At 66.4% G+C, this 19,555-nt stretch carries 24 protein-coding genes; 12 read left to right on the top strand and 12 right to left on the bottom strand.

All coding sequences use genetic code 11. From position 1 onward, the window contains the following. Window positions 1-13: 13 nt before the first annotated feature. From NFU08_RS10325 to NFU08_RS10335, 3 genes are all read right to left on the bottom strand, one after another. Window positions 14-535, bottom strand: coding sequence for a hypothetical protein (locus tag NFU08_RS10325; RefSeq protein ID WP_251422877.1), 522 nt, complete (start codon window positions 533-535; stop codon window positions 14-16). 84 nt (window positions 536-619) lie between these two features. Continuing rightward, a complete protein-coding gene (locus NFU08_RS10330) occupies window positions 620-2,758 on the bottom strand; it encodes a heavy metal translocating P-type ATPase (protein WP_251422880.1) in 2,139 nt (712 codons plus the stop codon). 54 nt (window positions 2,759-2,812) lie between these two features. Further along, entirely contained in the window at window positions 2,813-3,148 is a 336-nt protein-coding gene (locus tag NFU08_RS10335) for a heavy-metal-associated domain-containing protein (RefSeq protein WP_251422883.1), read from the bottom strand. Window positions 3,149-3,436: 288 nt separating this feature from the next. Here NFU08_RS10335 and NFU08_RS10340 point away from each other — a divergent pair, with 288 nt between their 5' ends. Beyond that, on the top strand, window positions 3,437-4,108 hold the full coding sequence (locus NFU08_RS10340; protein WP_174177991.1) for a PAS and ANTAR domain-containing protein: 672 nt from the start codon (window positions 3,437-3,439) through the stop codon (window positions 4,106-4,108). Between the two features lie 6 nt (window positions 4,109-4,114). Here the strand turns inward: NFU08_RS10340 and NFU08_RS10345 are convergent, their stop codons facing one another. From NFU08_RS10345 to NFU08_RS10355, 3 genes are all read right to left on the bottom strand, one after another. Then, window positions 4,115-4,744, bottom strand: coding sequence for a hypothetical protein (locus tag NFU08_RS10345; RefSeq protein WP_174177993.1), 630 nt, complete (start codon window positions 4,742-4,744; stop codon window positions 4,115-4,117). 82 nt (window positions 4,745-4,826) lie between these two features. Next, window positions 4,827-5,507 carry a class F sortase gene (locus NFU08_RS10350; protein ID WP_217432469.1) on the bottom strand — a complete coding sequence of 227 codons (681 nt, stop codon included), beginning with the start codon at window positions 5,505-5,507 and terminating at the stop codon, window positions 4,827-4,829. Window positions 5,508-5,540: 33 nt separating this feature from the next. After that, window positions 5,541-6,311 carry a hypothetical protein gene (locus NFU08_RS10355; RefSeq protein ID WP_174177998.1) on the bottom strand — a complete coding sequence of 257 codons (771 nt, stop codon included), beginning with the start codon at window positions 6,309-6,311 and terminating at the stop codon, window positions 5,541-5,543. Window positions 6,312-6,543: 232 nt separating this feature from the next. Between NFU08_RS10355 and nhaA the strand changes: the two genes are divergently transcribed. Continuing rightward, window positions 6,544-7,896, top strand: a complete 1,353-nt coding sequence (gene nhaA, locus NFU08_RS10360) for a Na+/H+ antiporter NhaA (protein WP_174178000.1) — start codon at window positions 6,544-6,546, stop codon at window positions 7,894-7,896. A gap of 92 nt (window positions 7,897-7,988) precedes the next feature. On the opposite strand, the gene NFU08_RS10365 is transcribed toward nhaA, so the two are convergent. The 5 genes from NFU08_RS10365 to NFU08_RS10385 form a co-directional block, all read right to left on the bottom strand. Beyond that, window positions 7,989-8,252, bottom strand: coding sequence for a GlsB/YeaQ/YmgE family stress response membrane protein (locus tag NFU08_RS10365; RefSeq protein ID WP_174178002.1), 264 nt, complete (start codon window positions 8,250-8,252; stop codon window positions 7,989-7,991). 141 nt (window positions 8,253-8,393) lie between these two features. Next, the gene (locus NFU08_RS10370; RefSeq protein ID WP_251422886.1) at window positions 8,394-8,618 is read right to left on the bottom strand and encodes a hypothetical protein; all 225 of its coding nucleotides are present in this window, start codon (window positions 8,616-8,618) and stop codon (window positions 8,394-8,396) included. A gap of 104 nt (window positions 8,619-8,722) precedes the next feature. Then, window positions 8,723-9,079, bottom strand: a complete 357-nt coding sequence (locus tag NFU08_RS10375; protein WP_251422889.1) for a hypothetical protein — start codon at window positions 9,077-9,079, stop codon at window positions 8,723-8,725. Between the two features lie 11 nt (window positions 9,080-9,090). After that, window positions 9,091-9,828 (bottom strand): GAF and ANTAR domain-containing protein, encoded by a 738-nt coding sequence (locus tag NFU08_RS10380; RefSeq protein ID WP_251422892.1) that lies wholly within the window; start codon window positions 9,826-9,828, stop codon window positions 9,091-9,093. 91 nt (window positions 9,829-9,919) lie between these two features. Continuing rightward, complete coding sequence (locus tag NFU08_RS10385) at window positions 9,920-10,177, bottom strand: hypothetical protein (protein WP_174178008.1); 258 nt, start codon at window positions 10,175-10,177, stop codon at window positions 9,920-9,922. Window positions 10,178-10,517: 340 nt separating this feature from the next. Between NFU08_RS10385 and NFU08_RS10390 the strand changes: the two genes are divergently transcribed. The 10 genes from NFU08_RS10390 (at window position 10,518) to NFU08_RS10435 (ending at window position 18,975) form a co-directional block, all read left to right on the top strand. Next, window positions 10,518-11,879, top strand: a complete 1,362-nt coding sequence (locus tag NFU08_RS10390) for a hemolysin family protein (RefSeq protein ID WP_251422895.1) — start codon at window positions 10,518-10,520, stop codon at window positions 11,877-11,879. Then, a complete protein-coding gene (locus tag NFU08_RS10395) occupies window positions 11,872-12,912 on the top strand; it encodes a hemolysin family protein (RefSeq protein ID WP_251422898.1) in 1,041 nt (346 codons plus the stop codon). Before NFU08_RS10390 ends, NFU08_RS10395 begins: the two co-directional genes overlap by 8 nt. A 176-nt stretch (window positions 12,913-13,088) precedes the next feature. Beyond that, window positions 13,089-14,372 (top strand): MFS transporter, encoded by a 1,284-nt coding sequence (locus NFU08_RS10400; RefSeq protein WP_251422901.1) that lies wholly within the window; start codon window positions 13,089-13,091, stop codon window positions 14,370-14,372. After that, complete coding sequence (locus NFU08_RS10405) at window positions 14,332-14,709, top strand: helix-turn-helix transcriptional regulator (protein ID WP_251422904.1); 378 nt, start codon at window positions 14,332-14,334, stop codon at window positions 14,707-14,709. The genes NFU08_RS10400 and NFU08_RS10405 overlap by 41 nt, the downstream gene beginning before the upstream one ends. Window positions 14,710-14,838: 129 nt before the next feature. Next, window positions 14,839-15,015 (top strand): CsbD family protein, encoded by a 177-nt coding sequence (locus NFU08_RS10410; RefSeq protein ID WP_174178016.1) that lies wholly within the window; start codon window positions 14,839-14,841, stop codon window positions 15,013-15,015. 187 nt (window positions 15,016-15,202) lie between these two features. Continuing rightward, the gene (locus tag NFU08_RS10415; protein WP_251422906.1) at window positions 15,203-16,402 is read left to right on the top strand and encodes an AI-2E family transporter; all 1,200 of its coding nucleotides are present in this window, start codon (window positions 15,203-15,205) and stop codon (window positions 16,400-16,402) included. Then, window positions 16,403-17,728 (top strand): DUF2254 domain-containing protein, encoded by a 1,326-nt coding sequence (locus NFU08_RS10420; protein WP_251422909.1) that lies wholly within the window; start codon window positions 16,403-16,405, stop codon window positions 17,726-17,728. A 57-nt stretch (window positions 17,729-17,785) separates the two neighbouring features. Further along, window positions 17,786-18,259: a hypothetical protein gene (locus NFU08_RS10425; protein ID WP_251422912.1), complete on the top strand. Its 474-nt coding sequence runs from the start codon at window positions 17,786-17,788 to the stop codon at window positions 18,257-18,259. Window positions 18,260-18,319: 60 nt separating this feature from the next. Continuing rightward, on the top strand, window positions 18,320-18,727 hold the full coding sequence (locus NFU08_RS10430; protein WP_174178024.1) for a four-helix bundle copper-binding protein: 408 nt from the start codon (window positions 18,320-18,322) through the stop codon (window positions 18,725-18,727). Between the two features lie 14 nt (window positions 18,728-18,741). Beyond that, window positions 18,742-18,975, top strand: a complete 234-nt coding sequence (locus NFU08_RS10435; RefSeq protein WP_174178026.1) for a hypothetical protein — start codon at window positions 18,742-18,744, stop codon at window positions 18,973-18,975. A 91-nt stretch (window positions 18,976-19,066) separates the two neighbouring features. On the opposite strand, the gene NFU08_RS10440 is transcribed toward NFU08_RS10435, so the two are convergent. Further along, the gene (locus tag NFU08_RS10440) at window positions 19,067-19,447 is read right to left on the bottom strand and encodes a MerR family transcriptional regulator (protein WP_251422914.1); all 381 of its coding nucleotides are present in this window, start codon (window positions 19,445-19,447) and stop codon (window positions 19,067-19,069) included. Window positions 19,448-19,555: the final 108 nt, after the last annotated feature.

The raw sequence follows: 19,555 nt of genomic DNA on the forward strand, positions 1-19,555 counted from the left end.
CAGCGCAGTCGGTTTACGTTCGGCTGATGGACAGTTCGCAGGGCGTTTTGCTGGGCGGGACGAAGGAGTAACCGGTGGTTCCGTGAGCGCCTGACGCCGGGGCCAGAAGCGCGGTGGGGTTGGCCGGGGGCGGGACGGCCGCGAGCGATCCGGTCTTGGCCAGGGGGGTGCAGGACGCGCCGCCTTCCCGCACATCCGGGCAGCCCGCGCTGCATGATTCGGAGGCGGTAAAGGCCACGCCCGCCGCGCCCACAGCGTCCGCCAGAACCGCTGCGTGCCCGGCATCGGAATGTTCGACGGCGGTGTGCCCGGCTGAATGGTCCACGGCGGCATGTTCCGCCGCGGTGTGCCCAGCGGGAGCGTGCCCGACGGCGGCGTCCCCGGCAGCGACGGCGGCGCCCGCGTGGGCTGCGTGCGAGGAATGGTCCGCGGTCATGACGTGCATGCCGAAGATTCCGGCCACGATGGCCATAACCGCAGCCAGCAGCCCCGCGCGGAGGAGGGCTGCCGGCAGGACGCTGGCGCGTGCGGTCATGCTGGTTCCTCCTCCTTCAGTGGACGGGACGGGACGGGACTGGATTGGACGGGACGGGACTGGGACGGGCCGGGTTCAGTACCTTCAACGTACCTCGGACGGGTTGAGTTTCACCCGCCGCAGCAGCTGGGCGTTCAGGGCCACCACAATAGTGGACGCGGACATCAGGACCGCCGCGGCCGCGGGGGAGAGTGCCACCCCGGCGAACGCCAGGACACCGGCGGCCAACGGAACGGACAGGATGTTGTAGCCGGTGGCCCACACCAGGTTCTGCCACATCTTCCGGTAGCTCGCCCGGGAGAGGTCAACCATGGACAGCACCGCGCGCGGATCGTTTCCGGCGAGCACCACCCCGGCGGACTCCATGGCCACGTCCGTGCCGGCCCCGATGGCGATGCCCACCTCAGCGCGGGCCAGCGCCGGCGAATCATTGACGCCGTCGCCCACCATGGCCACCTTCAGGCCGCGCGCCTGCAGTTCGGCAACCTTCTTGTCCTTGTCCGCAGGCAGCACCTCGGCGAACACTTCATCAATGTTCAGGTCCTTCGCCACGGCCTGTGCCACCTGCCGGGCATCGCCGGTGATCATGCCCACCTTCACGCCGCGGTTCTGCAGGGCCGCGACGGCCTGGCGCGACTCCGCCCGCACCGCGTCCTCCAGGCTGACCGCCCCCAGCACGCGGCCGTCGTCGTCAATCACGTGCAGGACGGCAGCGCCGCGGTCCATCCACGCCCGGGTGGACCGGGCCAGGGCGGAAGGTTCGACGGCGCCCAGCTCGCGCAGGAGCGCGGGCCCGCCCACGTGCACGGTGCGTCCGTCCACGGAGGCCCGCACGCCCCGGCCGGTCAGGGAGCCGAAATCCGTGACGGCAGGAAGGGTGAGGTTGCGTTCCCGTGCCGCGCGGACGATGGCCCGGGCCACGGGGTGCTCGCTGTCCGATTCAACCGCGGCGGCAAGGGCCAGCAGCTCGTCGGCGTCCACGCCCTCGGCGGCGGCCACGTCCTTCAGTTCGGGTGCGCCCGTGGTGAGCGTGCCGGTCTTGTCGAAGAGGACCACATCGATGGTGCGCATGCGTTCCAGCGCCATCCGGTTCTTGATCAGCACCCCGGCCCGGGCGGCCTGTTCGGTGGAGATGGCGATGACCAGCGGGATGGCCAGGCCCAGGGCGTGGGGGCAGGCGATGACCAGGACGGTCACGGTGCGGGTGACGGCTTCCGGGATACTGCCCAGCAGGGTCCAGGCGATGAAGGTGAGGACACCCGCCCCTGCGGCGAAGTAGAACAGGAAGGCCGCGGCGCGGTCGGCCAGGGCCTGGGCCCGGGAGGAGGACGACTGTGCCTCAGCCACCAGCCGCTGGATGCCGGCCAGGGCGGTGTCGTCGCCCACTGCCGTCACGCGGACGCGGACGCTGGTGTCCGTGGCGACGGTTCCGGCCACCACGGTGTCGCCCGGGCCGCGCGGCACGGTTTTGGATTCTCCGGTGATCATCGACTCGTCGACTTCCGCCTGCCCCTCCACCACCGTTCCGTCCGCAGGCATCCGGGCGCCGGAACGGACCAGGACCAGGTCGTCCGGCCGGAGTTCGGAGACGGGAACGGTTTCCGTGCCGGTGTCCGTGATGCGTTCGGCCTCATCAGGCAGCAGTGCCGCGAGGGCATCCAGGGCGCCCTGTGCTGAACCGAGGGCCCGCATTTCGATCCAGTGGCCCAGCAGCATGATGGCCACCAGCAGCGCGAGCTCCCACCAGAAGTCCAGGTCGAAGCCTCCCAGGCCAAGGCTGGTGACCCAGGACGCGGCGAACGCCACGGTGATGGCCATGGCGATCAGCAGCATCATGCCCGGCCGGCGGTCCTTCAGCTCCTGCAGGCCGCCCTTGAGGAATGGCTGGCCGCCGTAGAGGAAGATCACCGTGCCCAGGACGGGCGGGATCCAGGTTGAGCCGGGAAACATGGGGGCCATGTAGCCCAGGATGTGCCCCACCATGGGGCTGAAATAGACCACGGGGATGGAGAGCGCTAGCGTCAGCCAGAACCTGTTCTTGAACATGGCCGTGCTGTGTCCGGCGTGCTGCCCGTGTGTGTGGACGGCATGGTCGTCATCCCGCCCCGCGGTGTGGCCGTGGTTCTGGTGCCCGTGCCCGCTGCCTGAAGCAGCCGCAAGTTCGGTGAGGGTCCCGCTTAGGGGGCGGTCGTCGTCGTGATGGTGGTGCTGATGGTCCTGCATCGGATCCTCCTTGGAGGGCGCCGCAACCCGGGGCAGCAGCCCCGGCGCGGAAAATCAGTTGGCAGCCAGGGAGTACCCGGCCGAGGTGACGGCCTGGCGGACCGCCGCGTCTGAAACGGAGCCGGCAACGGTCAGGCCGGAACGGCCGCCGGCCACCAGGTCCACGGAGGCCGACTCGACGCCGTCAAGGGCGGAGACGGCCTTCTCCACCGTCCGGACGCAGTGCCCGCAGGTGAGGCCCTCGACGGAGAAGGTGCGCTGGGAGGGGGCAGCGGCGTCGGAATTTGCGACGGCGGCGGGCGCCTTCTGCGCGTGGCCTGCGGGGGAGCAGCAGCTGCAGCCGGTGCTGGAGGCCAGGGGAAGCTCGGTGCGGTTCGCGCTATCAAACATGTCAGTTCCATTCCTTGGTGAAGGACAATTCCTTGCTGGGCAGGTGCTGGGGTTGAACGGCTGTGACGGCGGTGCGGGGCACCGGCCTGGACATACCACTTCACTGACAACACCTTGAATATACCCCCAGGGGGTATAAGCGTCAAGGCCTCCCCGTCATCCAGATTCCGGATTGCTGCGGAAGTGGCCGTAAGCCCTTACCCCGGGGGCCTTGCCCGGCCATAATGGGAGGAGTGCGAACTGTGCCAACAGCCGGGGACGTGTTGGACGCTACATGGAGGTGGCCCTGTGTCAGAGCTGACCGGCCCTTATACCTATTCCAGCGCGCTGGGGGACAACCAGTGCGTGGCCGGGACGTTCCGCGTGGACATCGAAACATGGAAGATCCACTGGTCGGATGCCATGTTCCAGCTGCACGGATACCGGCGGGGCGAGGTTGTGCCCACCCTGGACTTGCTCTTCTCGCACAAGCATCCGGAGGACCGGCCCAAATGCGAGGAAATTGTGGCGCAGGTTGTCCGGACCGGCGGCTATTTCTGCATGTACCACCGGATCATCGATGCCCAGGGGAGGACCCGGCGCGTCCTGACAACCGGTGACGCCATCGTGGACGGCGGCCGCGTCACCGCGCTGGAGGGCATCATGCTCGATCTCACCTCAACGCTCCAGCGTGAAACCGAGCAAACCGCCCGTGACGCGGTCATCGGGGCCACCTCCACCAGGACCGTCATCGACCAGGCCCGCGGCATCCTCATGGGCCAGCTGAAAATGGGGTCTGACGATGCCTTCCAGATGCTGGTGAGCACCAGCAGCCACCGCAACGTCAAGCTGGTGGTGGTGGCCGCCGAACTGGTGCAGCTGGCCAACTCGGCGGAGTCGCGCAAGTACCTGGAAGCTGCTGTCAAGGCCATCGAGATGGATGGCCGGGGGAACGCGGCGCAGCGGAAGCGGGCTGTCTAGGGCCAGTTAGTGGTGCTCCACCCAGCACGCCAGGATGGTGGTGGACAACTGGTAGGCCAGCGCATTGCGGGTGATGCCATCCGGGCCCAAGGTCTCCGGCAAACCCGAGGCGTCAACCTGCAGCACAAAGCTGTCCTTCTGGAACACTGCCGATCCGTCCGCGGTTTCGTAGGCGGGAAAGCCGAGGCTGGCGAGTCCCTCGATCGGCGTCGCGTCCTCAGCCAGCGCCTGCATGGCGTCAAAGTACGTCAGCGCTGCAGCCTTGTCCGGTGCTTCCCGGACGGAGATATCAAGCGCACCCTCGTCCAGGTGGTACGTGCAGGTGAAGGTGCTGTCCGCCCAGCTGTTGACGGTGTGAGGGTCCTGGTCCAGGTCAAGGATCGCCGTGAGCCTGTCCATCGGCTGGTCACCGCACACCATCTTCGCTGCTTCGCTGGGTTCACTGACGGCAGTGCGCTGGGAAGGTGAGCCGCCGCCGTGATGTCCCGCGTGGCCGCCCTGCGCTGAGGGTGCCGCAGCGGAGGCATCCGACGACGGCGCCTGGGCAGCTCCCACGGACCCCGCCGCCGCGGCGCAGCCGGAGAGCAGCACGGCGGAAACAGCCAGCGAGGCAAGCAGTGGCGTGCGGTATGTCATGTCTCTTCCGTCCTGGCCGCACCCTCTCCGGGTTGCGCCGTTTGTTCGGTTCCTGCGGGGTTGGGCTTGGCGGTGCGCCAGGTCAGGCTTTGAGCTTGGCGTAGATGACGTAGTTGTCATCAAAGAGCCCTGTGTCGGGGTCATAGCCGTCACAGGTGATCAGCCGGAGTTCGGGGCCTGCCGTGTTCCCGTAGACCTCCAGGGTGGGGAAGTCGTTCTTGCTGTAGAGGGCTCCGCGGTCGACGGTGAACACGGCGATGCTGCCGTCGGTTCGTGAGACGTTGATTTCGGTTCCCGGGGTGAGCTGGCGGAGGTCCGCGAACACACCGCCGCGGCCGCTGGGAGAGTTGACGTGGCCCAGCATGACGGACGGTCCGCGTTCACCGGGGGTTGGGGATCCGTTGTACCAGCTGGCCGGCGCACCACTGCCGGTGTCCTGCGGCACTTCGAGCGATCCGTTCTCCCGCAGGCCGAGCTTGAGGAGATCGGTCCGCACGCCGATGGCGGGAATTTCAAGGACCACCGGCTCGGACCGGGGCAGGGCTGCAGGCCCTGGCGCCGCAGGCGCGGGAGCGGCCGGTGCCGGCATCGCAGGACTGGCCGCAGCCGGGGCGGGCGCCGAGGAAGCCGCGGCCGAAGCGGAAGGTGGGGCACCGGCGTCGGGCGTTCCGGTCTCTGCGGTGCCGCAGCCGCCCAAAGCCAGCAGGAGCAGAAGCCCGGCCGCCGTGGTGGCCCGGAGGCCCCCGCGGCGGCCGGAATTCATGGTTGTCACAGTGATGATCCAGTCAGCCCAGGCTTAGGCCGCGGATCCCGCGCTGCGGCGGCGAACAACGTAGGCGCCGCCGGCGAGGGCAGCCAGGGCAAGGCCGCCACCCAGAGCCAGGGCGCCGGTGTCGGTTCCGGTTTCCTGGCTAACGCCGGTGTCAGCACCGCCTGCGGGCATCTTCATCTGTCCGGCGGTCAAGGTCCCACACAGGGCGGGGGAGGTGGCGGCCAGCGGGAGTTCGGGAACAAGGTCGCTCTTGGCTGCCTGGCCCGCTGCGCTCAACGTTGCCGGGTCAAGGCCGTGGACAACAACCACGGCGGTTCCTGCTTCCAGGGCGGCCTTCGTTTCTGCGTTCAGTTCAAAGGTGCGGTCCACGGTGTAGCTGGCACCCTGGCCGGCGACCTTGAGGTCCAGCCCGGCGGCAGGGCTGGTATCGCCGCTGGTGGACAGGGTGGTGACAATGCCGCCGTAGCCCGGTGCGCCCTCGGTGGTGGACACAACCTGGTCACCGTCCTTGTCAGCGGACGGTGCCGGGCATACACCCTGGGCGCCGCCGTGGATGTGCTGGACGTGGGGGTAGGGAGCGTCCATGAAGGTCGCGGCCAGGCCGGAGACCTTGAGGACGGCGTGGGCCTGGTTGCCCGTGACATCCACAGTGATGGTGCCGGAGGCCGAGCTGCCGTTGATCTGGCCCAACGTGGACTGGTAGGACTGGTCAGCGGCCATCGCGGGGCTGCCGGAGAGCGCAAGGGCGCCCAGTGCAAGGGTTGGTACAGCTAAAAAGCGGAGTGTCTTGTTCATCGGAAAGCAGTCTCCTCATACAAGTGACGTGGTCGTCCCAGATGAGGGACAAAGGTACTTCGGCGCCGCTGCTGTTACGGATGGGAAAAAAGTGAAATAAGCCACAGCTTTGATGACAGCGACACCGCAACCCGCAGGAAAGATGGGAGTCAGCCCCTGTAGGATGGAACGAAGGTGCGCCGGGAAGTCTGGTCGGCAATAGTTTTGTAGACCCCAGATGCCAGGAGACTCCATGAACCAGACCACGCCCTCAACACCCCCGCCCGGGAAGGGAAAATCCACCGTTCTCTCCAGGGGCAGTTATGCCGAGGCCCTGCGGATCGGGGAAATTCTCCGCAAGGAAACCGTGGGCGGCGCCCTGCTGGTGGCGGCTGCGGTCATCGCCCTTATCTGGGCCAACTCCCCGGCGTCGGACAGCTACTTTGCCCTCCGGGACTTCAAGATCGGCTACGAGCCCTGGCACCTTGAGCTCAGCCTCGGCGCCTGGGCGGCAGACGGGCTGCTGGCCATCTTCTTCTTCCTGGTAGGCCTGGAACTCAAACGCGAGTTCGTCGCAGGGGACCTTCGCCAGATCAGCAAATCGATCGTGCCCGTGGCCGCCGCCGCGGGCGGCGTGGTGGTGCCGGCGCTGATCTACGTTGCGATCAACCTCACCAGCCCCGAGACCCTGCGCGGCTGGGCCATCCCCACTGCCACGGACATCGCCTTCGCCGTGGCAGTCCTGGCCATCATTGGATCCCACCTTCCCAGCGCCCTGCGGATCTTCCTGCTGACGCTCGCCGTGGTGGACGACCTCATCGCGATCACCATTATCGCGTTCTTCTACACCAGCGACCTTGACGTCACGCCGCTGCTCCTGGCCCTCATTCCGCTGGGGATCTACGCCTTCCTGGCCCACAAGTACCGCCACTTCTTCGGCATGAAAGCCTCTGCTGCCTGGGTCATCCTGCTGCCGCTCGGCGTCGTCACCTGGGCCCTTGTCCACGCGTCCGGCATCCACGCCACGGTGGCCGGCGTGCTGCTGGGCTTCGCCGTCCCCGTCATCCGCTCCCAGGCCGCCGGCGGTCCGGACGCCGGGCCCGGCCTGGCGGAAATCTTCGAACACCGCTTCCGGCCCATCTCCGCGGGCATAGCAGTTCCCATCTTCGCGTTCTTCTCCGCCGGAGTGGCCGTCGGCGGCTGGGAGGGGCTGGGTTCAGCCCTTGCGGACCCGGTGGCACTGGGCATCATCGTGGGCCTGGTGGTGGGCAAGCCGATCGGCATCCTGGGTGTCACCTGGCTGCTGACCAAGGCCACCCGGGCGGAGCTGGACAAGTCCTTCAAGTGGATCGACGTGTTCGGCGTGGCCCTCCTGGCCGGCATCGGGTTCACGGTGTCCCTGCTGGTGGCCGAGCTCAGCTTCGGGCAGGGGAGCCTGCACGATGACCACGCCAAGGTGGGCATCCTGGGCGCCTCAGTGCTTGCTGCGCTGCTGGCCACCGCCGTGCTCAAGACCAGGAACCGGCAGTACCGGGAAGCCGAGGCGCTGGAGAAGGTGGACGCGGACCAGGACGGGATCCCGGACGTCTACCAGGAACGGAACTGACGCTCCTCCGACAGCAACGCGGGGCCGCTCCGCGCCCTTCCGGAATCCCCGGAATGGGCGCGGAGCGGCCCCGCGTTTGGTGTAGCTCGTGCCTAGCGGTTCACCGACCTCCGGCGTCCCACAACGGCCTCGGCTGTTCCTACCAGCAGCACCGCGGCGATGACAGCCACGATGAAGCCCAGGAAGTTCAGCTCGAAGATGTCTCCGGTGCCCAGCAATGATGCGACCACCCCGCCGATGACCGAGCCAACAAGGCCCAGCAGGAGGGTGGCCAGCAGGCCCAGGTTCTGCTTCCCCGGCTTGATGAGGCGGGCAAGTGCGCCAATGACCAGGCCGGCGACGATGAATCCAATCACGGTGTGCTCCTTAGTGGTGGTTGCGGGCGGAAAAGCCCGTACTGCCGCAGCGGTGCCGCAATGGATTCATTCTATGCACGCCCCGGGCTGCCCCTGCTGTGCGCAAAGGGCCCCTGCGGATGGTCCCCGTGCCGGCGGGAATCAGGCCGTGGCCAGGGGCTTGGCCTGTTCCTCCACATGCCGGATCTCCAGCGCCTCCGGGTCCAGCAGCTTCCGCGTGCCGGTCCTCGCATCCAGGATCCAGAACAGTTCCAAGGCCGGGACCACGTCCATCACGCGCCCCCGGTGGAAAAGTTTGCCGTTATGCCATGCCTCGATCTCGTCCCCGACCCTGAGCTGGCCGGTGAGAATTCCCTGTGCCTCCATGATGCGCCTCCTGCTGTTGTATCCCCGTAAGAAACAGCATGCCGTGGGCACGTTGCTGAAATGTTTCAATGCAGTGTTTTTTCTGTGACTTACGGGGGTGGCGCTCAGCGTGATGTGTCTTTGCCGGTGTCGCCAGGGTGGCGGTCCAGCGTCGCAGCGGTTCCGGTGGAGCCGGAACCGCTGGCTGCGCCATTGGATTCCGCGCCGTTGAGCTGGTCCGAGAAGGGGGCATGGAGCTGCGGTTTCTCGGCAATAAGCTCGTTCGCGGCCATCGCCAGGAGGTCGCGCTGGAAGACGGGCAGGGAAATGAGGCCCTGCGAGTAAGCGTGCACCTCGTATTCGCCCGCAGAGCCGCAAATGCTGAAGTACCTCAGCCAGAGTTCACCCATGCTGATGTCAGCGGCCTTCAGCGCATCGTTGAGCTGATCGCGTTGTTCCGGTTCATGAGGATCGAAGCCCACGTTCCAACCTCTTAACGTGCTTCCGGAGGCGCCTTGGTGAGCAGCTTTTCACTGACCTCAATCAAGCGGAGACCGGATTCCCTGGCTTTTCTGACGAGCTTTTTCATCGCGTCGTCCTGGCTGATGCCCTCGCGTTCCATGAGTGCTCCGCAGGCACGGTTGATGGTGTCCCTGCTGGCCAGCGCCGCCTTGAGATTCCCGTTGATCCTCAGCGGAGTGTCTGCACCTTGGATGTGTGCCAGGAGTGTGGCGGCCGTTCCGGCGAACAGCGACAGCACCCGGCCGCTGTCCTCATGGAACTGTCCCGGAAGGGACGCGTAGATCTTCAACGTTCCAATTCCTTCCTCTCCAAACACCAGCGGGGCGCTGACCACGGAACGGACCGGCAGGGCAGCTATGGCAGACTGCCAGGCGGGCCACCGACTGTCCGTGTGCACGTCGTCGACGATCACCACCCTTTCCGTCGCCCATGCGGTGAAGCAGGGGCCTTCCCGGAGGCCGTACTGGAGGGCGTCTGCCTGCTCCACCACAGCGTCGGTGAAACCGCTGCTGGTTCCCTCGCCTCCCCGGCCAATCAGCGAAACACCGCTGCCGCCTGCGCCCGGCGTTGAGTCTTTGATGCCGCGCGCCAGCAGGTGGACCGCATGTCCTGCCTTTTCCTGCGTCAGCAGCATCCCCCTGATGCGTGCCACGGCAAGGGCCAGCTCATCCACGGGAAGCCTGCTGGGTCCCCCTGCCGTGTAGTTCATACCCTCGCCGGACCTTCCAGTACGGATTCGCAGCCATACAGGACCATGGCGGCCTCGCGCGCAGCACCGGTGATCTCCGGAGAGAGGGGCATCAAGCCACAGCCGGATAGCTGTAGAGAATGTAGTCAGCCGCGGCCGGGCCGGTCATCCGAAGTTTGCTGTTAGTCAGGTCAATGCCGCAGCGGTGCATCCCCGCCCGGAAGGCCTGGTCTGGCTTGGGCTCCAGCCCCCTGAGCACGGCCCAGCTGACGTAGAGGCCGTAGAGGCAGTCGGGCCCGAGGCCGCCGTCGTTGGAAGGATCGAAAACCGTTGCCTGGTCAAGGAACTGCTGGAAGTGCGAGATTGCCATTGTGTGGCCTTTTCAGGTTCTGCATCGTGCGCCGCCGCGTGGCTACAGCAGCTTCTCAGGGGCCTGTGCAGGAGGCCCGGGAGGGGACGGGAAATGATTACCGTCACACCTCCGAATGTACGCGCGCCTACGGGGTAAGTACAGGGGCCGGACCACCTGCGCAGGTGCCCATGCCGGTACGGAGCGGGTGCAGGGCTTCTCTGCTGTGGGCATACAGGCCCGGTCCGAAGGAGCCGTGCCGGTAGGATGGAGTGCATTATGGATGACCCTCCTTCACATATGCCCAAGCCCCTCCGCCTTCTGACCGGTTCGCCGGCCACCACGGGAGAGGGGCGCCTGAATGTATGAATGGATCATGCTCGGTATCGGCCTCGTCCTGACGGTCGGTACCGGTTTCTTTGTTGCCTCCGAGTTCGCGCTGGTCAATCTGGACCGCAATGACCTCGAAGCCCGCCAGGCCCGCGGGGAAAAGCGGCTGGGCACCACCATCAATGCCCTCAAGATCACCTCGACGCACCTTTCCGGCGCACAGCTGGGCATCACCCTGACCACCCTCCTTACCGGTTACACGTTCGAGCCCGCGATCAGCTCCATGCTCAGCGGCCCCCTGCAGTCCGCCGGTATTCCGGAAGCCGTGGTTCCCGGCGTTGGCGCGGTGATAGGTATCTTCATCGCCACGGTTTTCTCCATGGTGATCGGCGAGCTTGTTCCCAAGAACTTCGCCCTGGCCCTTCCGCTGGCCACGGCCAAAGTGGTGGTCCCTTTCCAGGCCGTCTTCACCGCGGTGTTCAAGCCCGTGATCCTGCTGTTCAACAACACCGCCAACAAAATCATCCGGTCCTTCGGTATCGAGCCAAAGGAAGAGCTGTCCGGTGCCCGGAGCGCCGAGGAGCTGAGCTCACTGGTGCGCCGGTCCGCCATGGAAGGCGTCCTTGACCAGGACCATGCGGTGCTGTTGCACCGGACACTCCGGTTCTCCGAGCACTCTGCCGCGGACGTCATGACCCCCCGGGTCCGGATGACTGCGGTGAACGCCGATGACACCGCAGAGGACATCGTCGCCCTTGCCACTACAACCGGTTACTCCCGGTTCCCCGTCATTGGGGAGGACCGCGACGACGTGCAGGGCGTGCTCCACGTGAAGCAGGCGTTCGCCGTGGACCTCGCGGACCGGTCCCGCGTGATCGCGTCTGAACTGATGATCGAGCCGCTGCGGGTGCCGGAATCCATGGGCGTGGATACGCTCCTGGTCCTGCTGCGCCGGCAGGGCCTGCAGGTGGCCATCGTCTCCGATGAACACGGCGGAACCGCCGGCATCGTGACGCTGGAGGACCTGGTGGAAGAGATTGTCGGGGAGCTTGAAGACGAGCACGACCGCGCCCGCACCGGCGTGGTGCGGACGGGACGGTCCATCACCTTTGACGCGTCCCTGCGGCCTGACGAACTCTTGGACCGGACGGGGATTACCGTCCCTGACGGGGAGGAATACGACACCCTGGCCGGGTTTGTCACGGACCAGCTGGACCGGATTCCGGAACTGGGTGATGAAGTAGGGATCGACGGCGGGACCCTCCGGGTGGAGCGCGTCCTGGGTACGCACGTGGAGCGGATCCGCTTCACCCCTGACGCCTCACAGGACGCGCCCCGGAGCGCCCACGACCGCATCATTGATGACCTCACGCAGGAGCTGACCCATGAGTGAATACCTTCCCGGCATTATCTGGCTGGTGGTGCTCCTGGTGGTCAACGCGTTCTTCGTCGGGGCTGAGTTTGCCGTCATATCGGCACGCCGTTCGCAGATCGAGCCCAAGGCAGAAGCCGGCAGCAAGGCCGCCAAGACCACGCTGTGGGCCATGGAGCATGCCACGCTGATGCTGGCCACCAGCCAGCTGGGTATTACTGTCTGTTCCCTGGTGATCCTCAACGTCTCCGAACCTGCCATCCACCACCTGCTGGAAATCCCGCTGGGCCTGACGTCCCTGTCCTACGAGGCAATCAGCATCATTGCCTTCGTCACCGCTCTGTTGCTGGTCACCTTCCTGCACGTGGTGCTCGGAGAGATGGTCCCCAAAAACATCTCCTTCTCCGTTCCCACGAGGGCAGCCCTGATCCTGGCCCCGCCGCTGGTGATGGTGGCGCGCATCTTCAAGCCGGTGATCTGGACGCTGAACGGCATCGCCAACTCCATCCTGCGCCTGTTCAAGGTGGAGCCGAAGGACGAGGCCACCAGCGCCTACACGCTGGATGAGGTGGCGAACATCGTGGAGCAGTCCACCCGCGACGGCATGCTGACGGACACCACCGGAACGCTGAGTGCCGCGTTCGAATTCACGGCCAAGACTGTGGCGGACGTGGAGGTTCCCATCTCCGAGATGGTTCTGCTGCCGGAGTCCGCCACACCCGCTGACATCCAGCGCGCCGTGGCCGGGCACGGATTCTCCCGGTATATCCTCACCAATGACGACGGCGAGCCCTCCGGGTACCTGCACCTCAAGGACGTCATGGACCTGACCACGCAGGAGAAGTTCACCCAGCGTGTGCCGGCCAAGCGCATACGACGCCTGGCGTCCGCCTTCAGCGGCAGCGAGCTTGAGGACGCGCTGGCCACCATGCGCCGTACCGGTGCCCACGTTGCACGGGTCTTCGATGAGAAGGGCAACACCACCGGTGTCCTGTTCCTGGAGGACATCATCGAGGAATTGGTGGGCGAGGTCCAGGACGCCACCAGCGCCTGAGTCGCCGAGGCGTCACGGCCGCAGCACCGCAGCACCACAGCCACGAAGGCGCCGCTCCGTCACGGAGCGGCGCCTTCCATCGTTAACAGGGCCGGCCAACGGCGCAGGACACAATGGCAGGCCAGGCTTATGATGAGTGCATATACGTGCACATATGCACTCAAGGAGTGGGCTGGATGTTTTCGGTTCTGCGGAACGCAACGTACCGGAGGCTTTTCGCCGCCCAAATCGTGGCGCTGATCGGCACGGGACTGCTGACGGTCGCGCTGGGGCTGCTGGCCTACGACCTGGCTGGGGGCAATGCCGGCGCGGTGCTCGGTACAGCACTGACCATCAAGATGCTTGCATACGTGGGCCTGGCGCCGGTGATCAATGCGCTGCTGGCCCGCTGGCCGAAGAAACCGGTCCTGGTCGGCGCCGACCTGGTGCGCGCCGCAATGGCCCTGTCCCTGCCGTTCATCACCGAAACCTGGCAGATCTACGTGGTGATTTTCCTGCTGCAATCTGCCTCTGCCACGTTCACCCCGGCCTTCCAGTCGCTGATCCCCACCGTCCTTCCGGACGAGCGGGACTATACGCGGGCGTTGTCGCTGTCCCGGCTGGCCTACGACATGGAGGCGCTGGCCAGCCCGGCGCTGGCCGCGGTGCTGCTCACCGTCATGAGCTACAACAACCTGTTCCTGGGCACCGTGGCAGGGTTCCTGTTCTCCGCCGCCATGGTGGCCATGTCCGTCCTGCCACGGGTTCCCGCCGCGGAGGCGCCGCAGGCCACGCTCTGGCACAGGACCACGCTCGGCGCCAGGATCTTCTGGCGGAACCGGCGGCTCAGGTCGCTGCTGGCACTGAACCTGGTGGTCGCGGCCCCCACAGCCCTGGTGCTGGTGAACACGGTGGTCTATGTCCGCGATGTCCTGCAGGGTCCGGACACTGACCTTGCCCTGGCGCTGGCCTGCTTCGGCGTGGGCTCCATGGCCATTGCATTGTCCGCCCCGCCGCTGCTGGAACGCCTGGGTGAACGGACGGTGATGCTCACCGGGGCCGCCGTCGTTCCACTTGTCCTGGCCGGCGCCGTCGCCATTTCCTGGACCGCACCCCGCAGCGGATGGTGGCTGCTGCTCACCCTGTGGTTCATCATGGGCGCGGCCAACTCCACCATCCTCACGCCGTCGTCGAGACTGCTGCGGGAAGCCTCCACCGAGTACACCCGGGCGTATGTCTTCACGGCGCAGTTCTCGCTCTCGCACGCCTGCTACATCCTGGCCTATCCGCTGGCCGGCTGGGTGGGAGCAGTGGCCGGTTTGGGCTGGGCTGCGGCTGGGCTGACAATTGTTGCGATGATAGGCAGTGCAGGAGCATTCCTGTCCTGGCCCCGGCATGATGCCGCAGGGACCGGGGACCGTGCAGGGGAGGAGCAGGACAGTGGCCAGCCAGCCCCGCAGCGAAGCCGCGCCCGCCGCTGACGTCCCGTCCCTGGTCCACCAGGTAACCCCGGGTCCGGAGCTGCTGGAGGCGGCGTCCGCCACCCTCCGGATGCTGGCCGAGCCCACGCGCCTCCACCTGCTCTGGCAGTTGTCGCAGGGCCCCAAGACCGTGACCGAGCTGACGGCCGCCGTCGGGGTGCCCCGCACGGTGGCAAGCCAGCACCTGGCAAAACTCCGTTTCAGCGGGTTGGTGGACACGCGCAAGGACGGCCGCCACGTGATCTATTCCCTGCGCGACGGGCACCTGGTGCGGCTCATCCGCGAAACCATCAACCACGCGGACCACCGCATCACCGGCGAACCCACCCACGGCTGACGCTTTGAAAGGGGGGTGTGCCGCAGCTCACCGCGCAAAATGATCAGCACCCTTAGTGATTTGTGGTTACGATGGGAAGGTAAGCCGCTGGCAGGACGCCGGCGGGAGCCGACCGTAGGGAGAAACACCATGGGTTTGGACGACAAGATTGGTAACGCAGCCGAGAAGCTTGGCGGCAAGGGTAAAGAGGCCGCCGGAGAAGCAACCGGTGACGACCGCCTGAAGGCCGAAGGCCAGACCGACCAGGCCAAGGGCGACCTGAAGCAGGCCGGCGAAAAGGTCAAGGACGCTTTCAAGAAGGACTGATTCCGGTCCACCAGCAAGGGGTGCGGTTCCGCTGGAGCCGCACCCCTTGCTTTTAACTGAAGGGCCGGGCAGCTGCCGTCCGTTGTTTCAGCCAGGACAGTCCGTGAGAGGTTTAGGTAGCCTGCGCGGCGTCGCCGATGCCACTTTTTCGCAGCACCAGCGCTTGCTGAACCAGGGAGACAACTGAATGCAGACTCAAAACCGGGCAAACCCGTGGCAGGACGGTCTTGGCCGGGTGAGCATCAGGGCAGGCCAGCTGCTGATGCTCCTGGCCCTTACCGCCGTCCTCATCTACGGGCTCATCCAGGTGCGGCTGGTGGTCATTCCCCTGCTGCTGGCGCTGATCCTGGCCGCTGCCATCGCACCGCTGGTGAACTGGCTCAGAAGGAAAGGCTGGCCCAGTGCGGCGGCCACCGGCTTCTCCTTCCTGCTGCTCCTGCTGGCCCTGGGTGGACTGGTCACGGCCATTGTTTTCGCCGTGATCGGCCAGGCGGGCGAACTTGCCCGCAGCGCCACGGCGGGATTCGACCAGGTCTACGCCTTTGTCCGGACCGGCCCCATTCCGGTCGATGACCAACAGATCCAGCAGGCACGTGACGCCGTGCTGGACTTCGTCACCAGCAGCACCGCGGGCGCCGGTGTTGTCACCGGCCTCAGCGCGGCAGGGACCTTCATCACCGGCGCCCTGCTCATGGCCGTAATCCTCTTCTTCTTCCTCAAGGACGGAGAGCGCATCTGGGCGTTCATCCTGCGCGCCTTCAAGGGCACGCGGCTGGTGAAGGCAAGGCGCGTGGGGCAGGACAGCCTCGCGGTACTTGGCGGGTACGTCCGGGGAACGGCCATCGTGGCCATCGTTGACGCGTTCTTCATCGGGTTGGCCCTGGTTGTCCTCGGAGTTCCGCTCGCCCTGCCGCTGGCTGCCATCGTGTTCATCGGCGCCTTTATCCCCCTGGTGGGAGCCACCCTCGCCGGCGTGCTGGCAGCCCTCGTGGCCCTGGTGGCCAACGGGCCTGTCACGGCCCTGATCGTGATCATCGTCGTCATTGTTGTCAACCAGCTCGAAGGCAACTTCCTGCAGCCGGTGGTCATGGGGCGCACTCTCAGCGTGCACGCCCTCGTCATCCTGCTGGCACTCACAGCCGGAACCATCCTGGCGGGCATCATCGGCGCCATCCTCTCCGTTCCCCTGGCGGCCGTCATCTGGGCCGCAATCAAAGCATGGAACGAAAAAACAGACGCCCAAATCACGGCGGAGGATGTTTCACGAGCCGAGCAGGAGACCTCCCGGGACGCCCACGGCCAGCTGTCCGCCGCCGCGGCAACGGACCACCCTTCACGGGAACCGGCAGTATCCGAAAGCCGTGCGGGCCAGGGAACCGAGGAATAGGTGAACACGCGCCGTGCACACTGGCTGGATGCCCTGAGGACCCAGCTGTGGCCGCTTCCGGCAGTGGCTGTTGCCGTGGCGGTCGTCCTGGGCATGGCGCTGCCCGCCCTGGATTCGGCCGTCGACGGCGAGCTGCCGGACAGCGTCACGGTTTTCCTCTTCAGCGGAGGGCCGGAGGCTGCCCGGGCTGTCCTGCAGGCCGTTTCAGGTTCGCTCATCACGGTGACCTCGCTGACCTTCTCACTCACGGTGGTAACCCTGCAGTTGGCCAGCAGCCAGTTCTCCCCCCGGCTGCTGCGGACCTTCACCTCGGACCGGTTTGTGCACGGAACACTGGCGCTCTTCCTGGCCGCCTTCGCCTTCTCGCTGACAGTCCTGCGCAGTGTGCGGGAAGAGGGTAACGGCAATACCGCCTTCGTACCTGAAATCTCCGTCACGGTAGCCTATGCGCTCGCCATGGCCAGCGTCGTCGGTCTGGTGCTCTTCCTCGCGCACCTCACGCGGGAAATCCGGGTGGAAACCATGATGCGCAGGGTCAATGCGGAAACCCAGGAAACCATCGACCGCGTCTTTCCCCGGGACCGGCCCGCGCCCCCGCCCCAGCCGTTTCCGGCACCGGGCAGCTTCCCCGTCCGCTCCAGTTCCTCCGGCTTCCTGACCTCATATGACCCGGGCGCACTCCTGCAGGCTGCGAAAGACGCCGGTGCCGTTCTCCGCATAGACCGGGAACCCGGCAGCTCACTGGTGCAAGGCGTCCCGTTTGCCACCGCGTGGCCCGTGGCGCCGGGAGCGACGTTCACTGCGGACGTCCGGGAGAAGCTCACAAAGGACATCAACGCCGCCGTGGCAACCGGGTATGAACGCACCAACGTCCAGGACGTCGGATTCGGGTTCCGCCAGCTGGTGGATGTTGCCGCGCGGGCGCTTTCCCCGGGCATCAATGACCCCACCACGGCAGTGCACGTCATCGGGCACCTCTCCGCGCTTCTCTGCACGCTGGCGGAGCGTAACCCCGGGCCCGAGAGTTCGGTCGACGACGACGGGCGGGTCAGGGTGGTGCTGTCCCTTCCCGGACTGCAGGACTTCCTCAGCCTGGCGATGGACCAGCCCCGGCAGTACGGCGCGTCGGACCCTGCCGTTGCGGCCCGCCTCCTCCGGCTCCTCCATGAGCTTGCATGGTGCGACCGGAAGGGCCAGTACCGGGCGGAGATCGTGGACCACCTTGGCCGGATGCGCAACGCCATCGGCTCCGCACACTATTCGGCGCCGGAGCGTAAGGACCTGATGGACCTGGCTGATTCCATCGCAAAAGTAATACTCATGTGATCTGCGGAACAGGAATACGAAGCTAGGCTTAGTAAAAGCCCTCTACAGGAAGTGGTGATGGCCACACTGGGTTCGCCTGCGCTTGGACTGCTTCGCTGCCTTGTCGCGCTGCGGGGCGTTTTCGTATGGCTGCTCCTGGTCCTGCTGATTGCCGGTGCTGCTTCCTATACGTCCGGCAGCCGGTACGCCCTGGTTCCGGGGCACAGCCCGGTGCAGGGCGGACAAGCCGCTGGCGACGTGCCGCTTCAGGCAATAGCAGACGCCGATCCGGCAGCGCCTTCAGCCTCCGCTGCGCAGTCCGTCCGCGTTGTCCACGAGGCCGGCCCGTCCGCTGAGCCTGCGGGACTCGAGAACGAGGGCGAGCGGATCAAGGCGCCCCGCGGTGAACCCGTCCCGGTGCGGACCGGTGCGGTGGATCCGCCGTCATTAATCCAGCGGCTGCCCGGCGGCAGCCTCCACTCCCATGACGTACCGCCTGAGCCGGAACTGCCGGCACTCACGGTGGTGGAGCTTTCCATCAGCAGGACGTAGGAACGGTTCGCCGTTCCACCACACCCCCTACCTGCTGTTTTGACCTGGAAAGAGATACCAATGACACACGTACAGTCCATGCTGGACGCCTACCCCAAGGATGTGGCGGGCATCGACAAGGCCAAGCTCGTGGAATGCATCCAGGCGTGTTTCGACTGCGCGCAGACATGCACCGCGTGCGCCGACGCCTGCCTGAATGAGGACATGGTGGCCGAGCTCACCAGGTGCATCCGCACCAACCTTGACTGCGTCGACATCTGCGCCGCCACCGGAAAAATCCTCTCCCGCCACGGCAATTACGACGTCGGCATCACCCGGGCAGTGCTGGAAGCATGCCGCATTGCCTGCCGTGCCTGCGCGGAGGAGTGCGGCCAGCACGCCTCCATGCACCGCCACTGCGAGGTGTGCGCCGACGCCTGCCGCCGCTGTGAGCAGGCCTGCACCGACCTCCTCGCCTCGCTGGACTAGGCGGGGTGGACGCTATGGCGCATTCACAGATTCCGCTGGCTGTACGGCGCGCCGGCAGCAGGGGCGGGGCCCGTGCCGGGCGCGCGGAAGACCCGCAGCTGCGGCGGATGCTCGCCACGCACGTCCACTGCGGCGAGCCCATGCAGCTGGTGGCAGCGCCGGGCGAGGGGCCGGCGGCAAAGAACGACGGCGGCCTGCTCACCTACCGGTGCGCGTGCGGGTTCAGCTTCGATCACTGGGAGGGCTGAGCGGCTTCTCCAACGGCCGGCTTGTCCTTGGCGCTTATTGGGGGCGCCGAGGGCGGGCATCCTTAAATACAGCCGCGGAAGGCCCTGACCGTCAGCCGCGGCCGCTGAGCCGTTCGATGAGTTGATCGGCCTGGGCCAGGTTGCGGGCCATTTTGGCGCGCTCAGCCACGGCCTTCTCCAGGTATGCGGCGAGTTTGGCCTTCGCGTCATCGGAGGCCCCTGCTTCCTGTGAGGAGAAGAGCTCGAGGATGTCGGCCATCTCCTCCAGCGAGAACCCCAGGGGCTTCATCTGCTTGATCACCGTGAGGCGCTCGACGTCGTTTTCTGAATACACCCGGAAGCCGCCCCCGGTGCGGGCCGTGGCTGGAAGCAGCCCCACGTCGTCGTAATGGCGGATGGTGCGCAGGGACAAACCTGTCCGTTCCGCCAGTTCGCCGATGTGCATGGTGGAAGTGCCGGCTCGTGCTGTCATGTGGGTGGGCCTCCGTAATGTCCGCGTTCAACCCTACCATCACGTTAGGGTAGAGTTGCTGAAGCCGGAGAGACGCCTGAGCGGACTCCCGGCGTCCCCTGCGCGGCG

This window comes from Pseudarthrobacter sp. NCCP-2145 (assembly GCF_023708005.1).
Lineage (GTDB): Bacteria > Actinomycetota > Actinomycetes > Actinomycetales > Micrococcaceae > Arthrobacter > Arthrobacter oxydans.

Excerpts from the sequence above, each read along its gene's own strand:
- nhaA (WP_174178000.1), top strand. The coding sequence starts at position 6,544 with ATGAACCAGACCACGCCCTCAACACCCCCGCCCGGGAAGGGAAAATCC.
- NFU08_RS10410 (WP_174178016.1), top strand. The coding sequence starts at position 14,839 with ATGGGTTTGGACGACAAGATTGGTAACGCAGCCGAGAAGCTTGGCGGC.
- NFU08_RS10430 (WP_174178024.1), top strand. The coding sequence starts at position 18,320 with ATGACACACGTACAGTCCATGCTGGACGCCTACCCCAAGGATGTGGCG.
- NFU08_RS10400 (WP_251422901.1), top strand. The coding sequence starts at position 13,089 with ATGTTTTCGGTTCTGCGGAACGCAACGTACCGGAGGCTTTTCGCCGCC.
- NFU08_RS10350 (WP_217432469.1), bottom strand. The coding sequence starts at position 5,507 with ATGAATTCCGGCCGCCGCGGGGGCCTCCGGGCCACCACGGCGGCCGGG.
- NFU08_RS10385 (WP_174178008.1), bottom strand. The coding sequence starts at position 10,177 with ATGGCAATCTCGCACTTCCAGCAGTTCCTTGACCAGGCAACGGTTTTC.
- NFU08_RS10345 (WP_174177993.1), bottom strand. The coding sequence starts at position 4,744 with ATGACATACCGCACGCCACTGCTTGCCTCGCTGGCTGTTTCCGCCGTG.
- NFU08_RS10370 (WP_251422886.1), bottom strand. The coding sequence starts at position 8,618 with ATGGAGGCACAGGGAATTCTCACCGGCCAGCTCAGGGTCGGGGACGAG.
- NFU08_RS10435 (WP_174178026.1), top strand. The coding sequence starts at position 18,742 with ATGGCGCATTCACAGATTCCGCTGGCTGTACGGCGCGCCGGCAGCAGG.
- NFU08_RS10415 (WP_251422906.1), top strand. The coding sequence starts at position 15,203 with ATGCAGACTCAAAACCGGGCAAACCCGTGGCAGGACGGTCTTGGCCGG.
- NFU08_RS10325 (WP_251422877.1), bottom strand. The coding sequence starts at position 535 with ATGACCGCACGCGCCAGCGTCCTGCCGGCAGCCCTCCTCCGCGCGGGG.
- NFU08_RS10330 (WP_251422880.1), bottom strand. The coding sequence starts at position 2,758 with ATGCAGGACCATCAGCACCACCATCACGACGACGACCGCCCCCTAAGC.
- NFU08_RS10425 (WP_251422912.1), top strand. The coding sequence starts at position 17,786 with ATGGCCACACTGGGTTCGCCTGCGCTTGGACTGCTTCGCTGCCTTGTC.
- NFU08_RS10440 (WP_251422914.1), bottom strand. The coding sequence starts at position 19,447 with ATGACAGCACGAGCCGGCACTTCCACCATGCACATCGGCGAACTGGCG.
- NFU08_RS10355 (WP_174177998.1), bottom strand. The coding sequence starts at position 6,311 with ATGAACAAGACACTCCGCTTTTTAGCTGTACCAACCCTTGCACTGGGC.
- NFU08_RS10395 (WP_251422898.1), top strand. The coding sequence starts at position 11,872 with ATGAGTGAATACCTTCCCGGCATTATCTGGCTGGTGGTGCTCCTGGTG.
- NFU08_RS10390 (WP_251422895.1), top strand. The coding sequence starts at position 10,518 with ATGTATGAATGGATCATGCTCGGTATCGGCCTCGTCCTGACGGTCGGT.
- NFU08_RS10380 (WP_251422892.1), bottom strand. The coding sequence starts at position 9,828 with ATGAACTACACGGCAGGGGGACCCAGCAGGCTTCCCGTGGATGAGCTG.
- NFU08_RS10335 (WP_251422883.1), bottom strand. The coding sequence starts at position 3,148 with ATGTTTGATAGCGCGAACCGCACCGAGCTTCCCCTGGCCTCCAGCACC.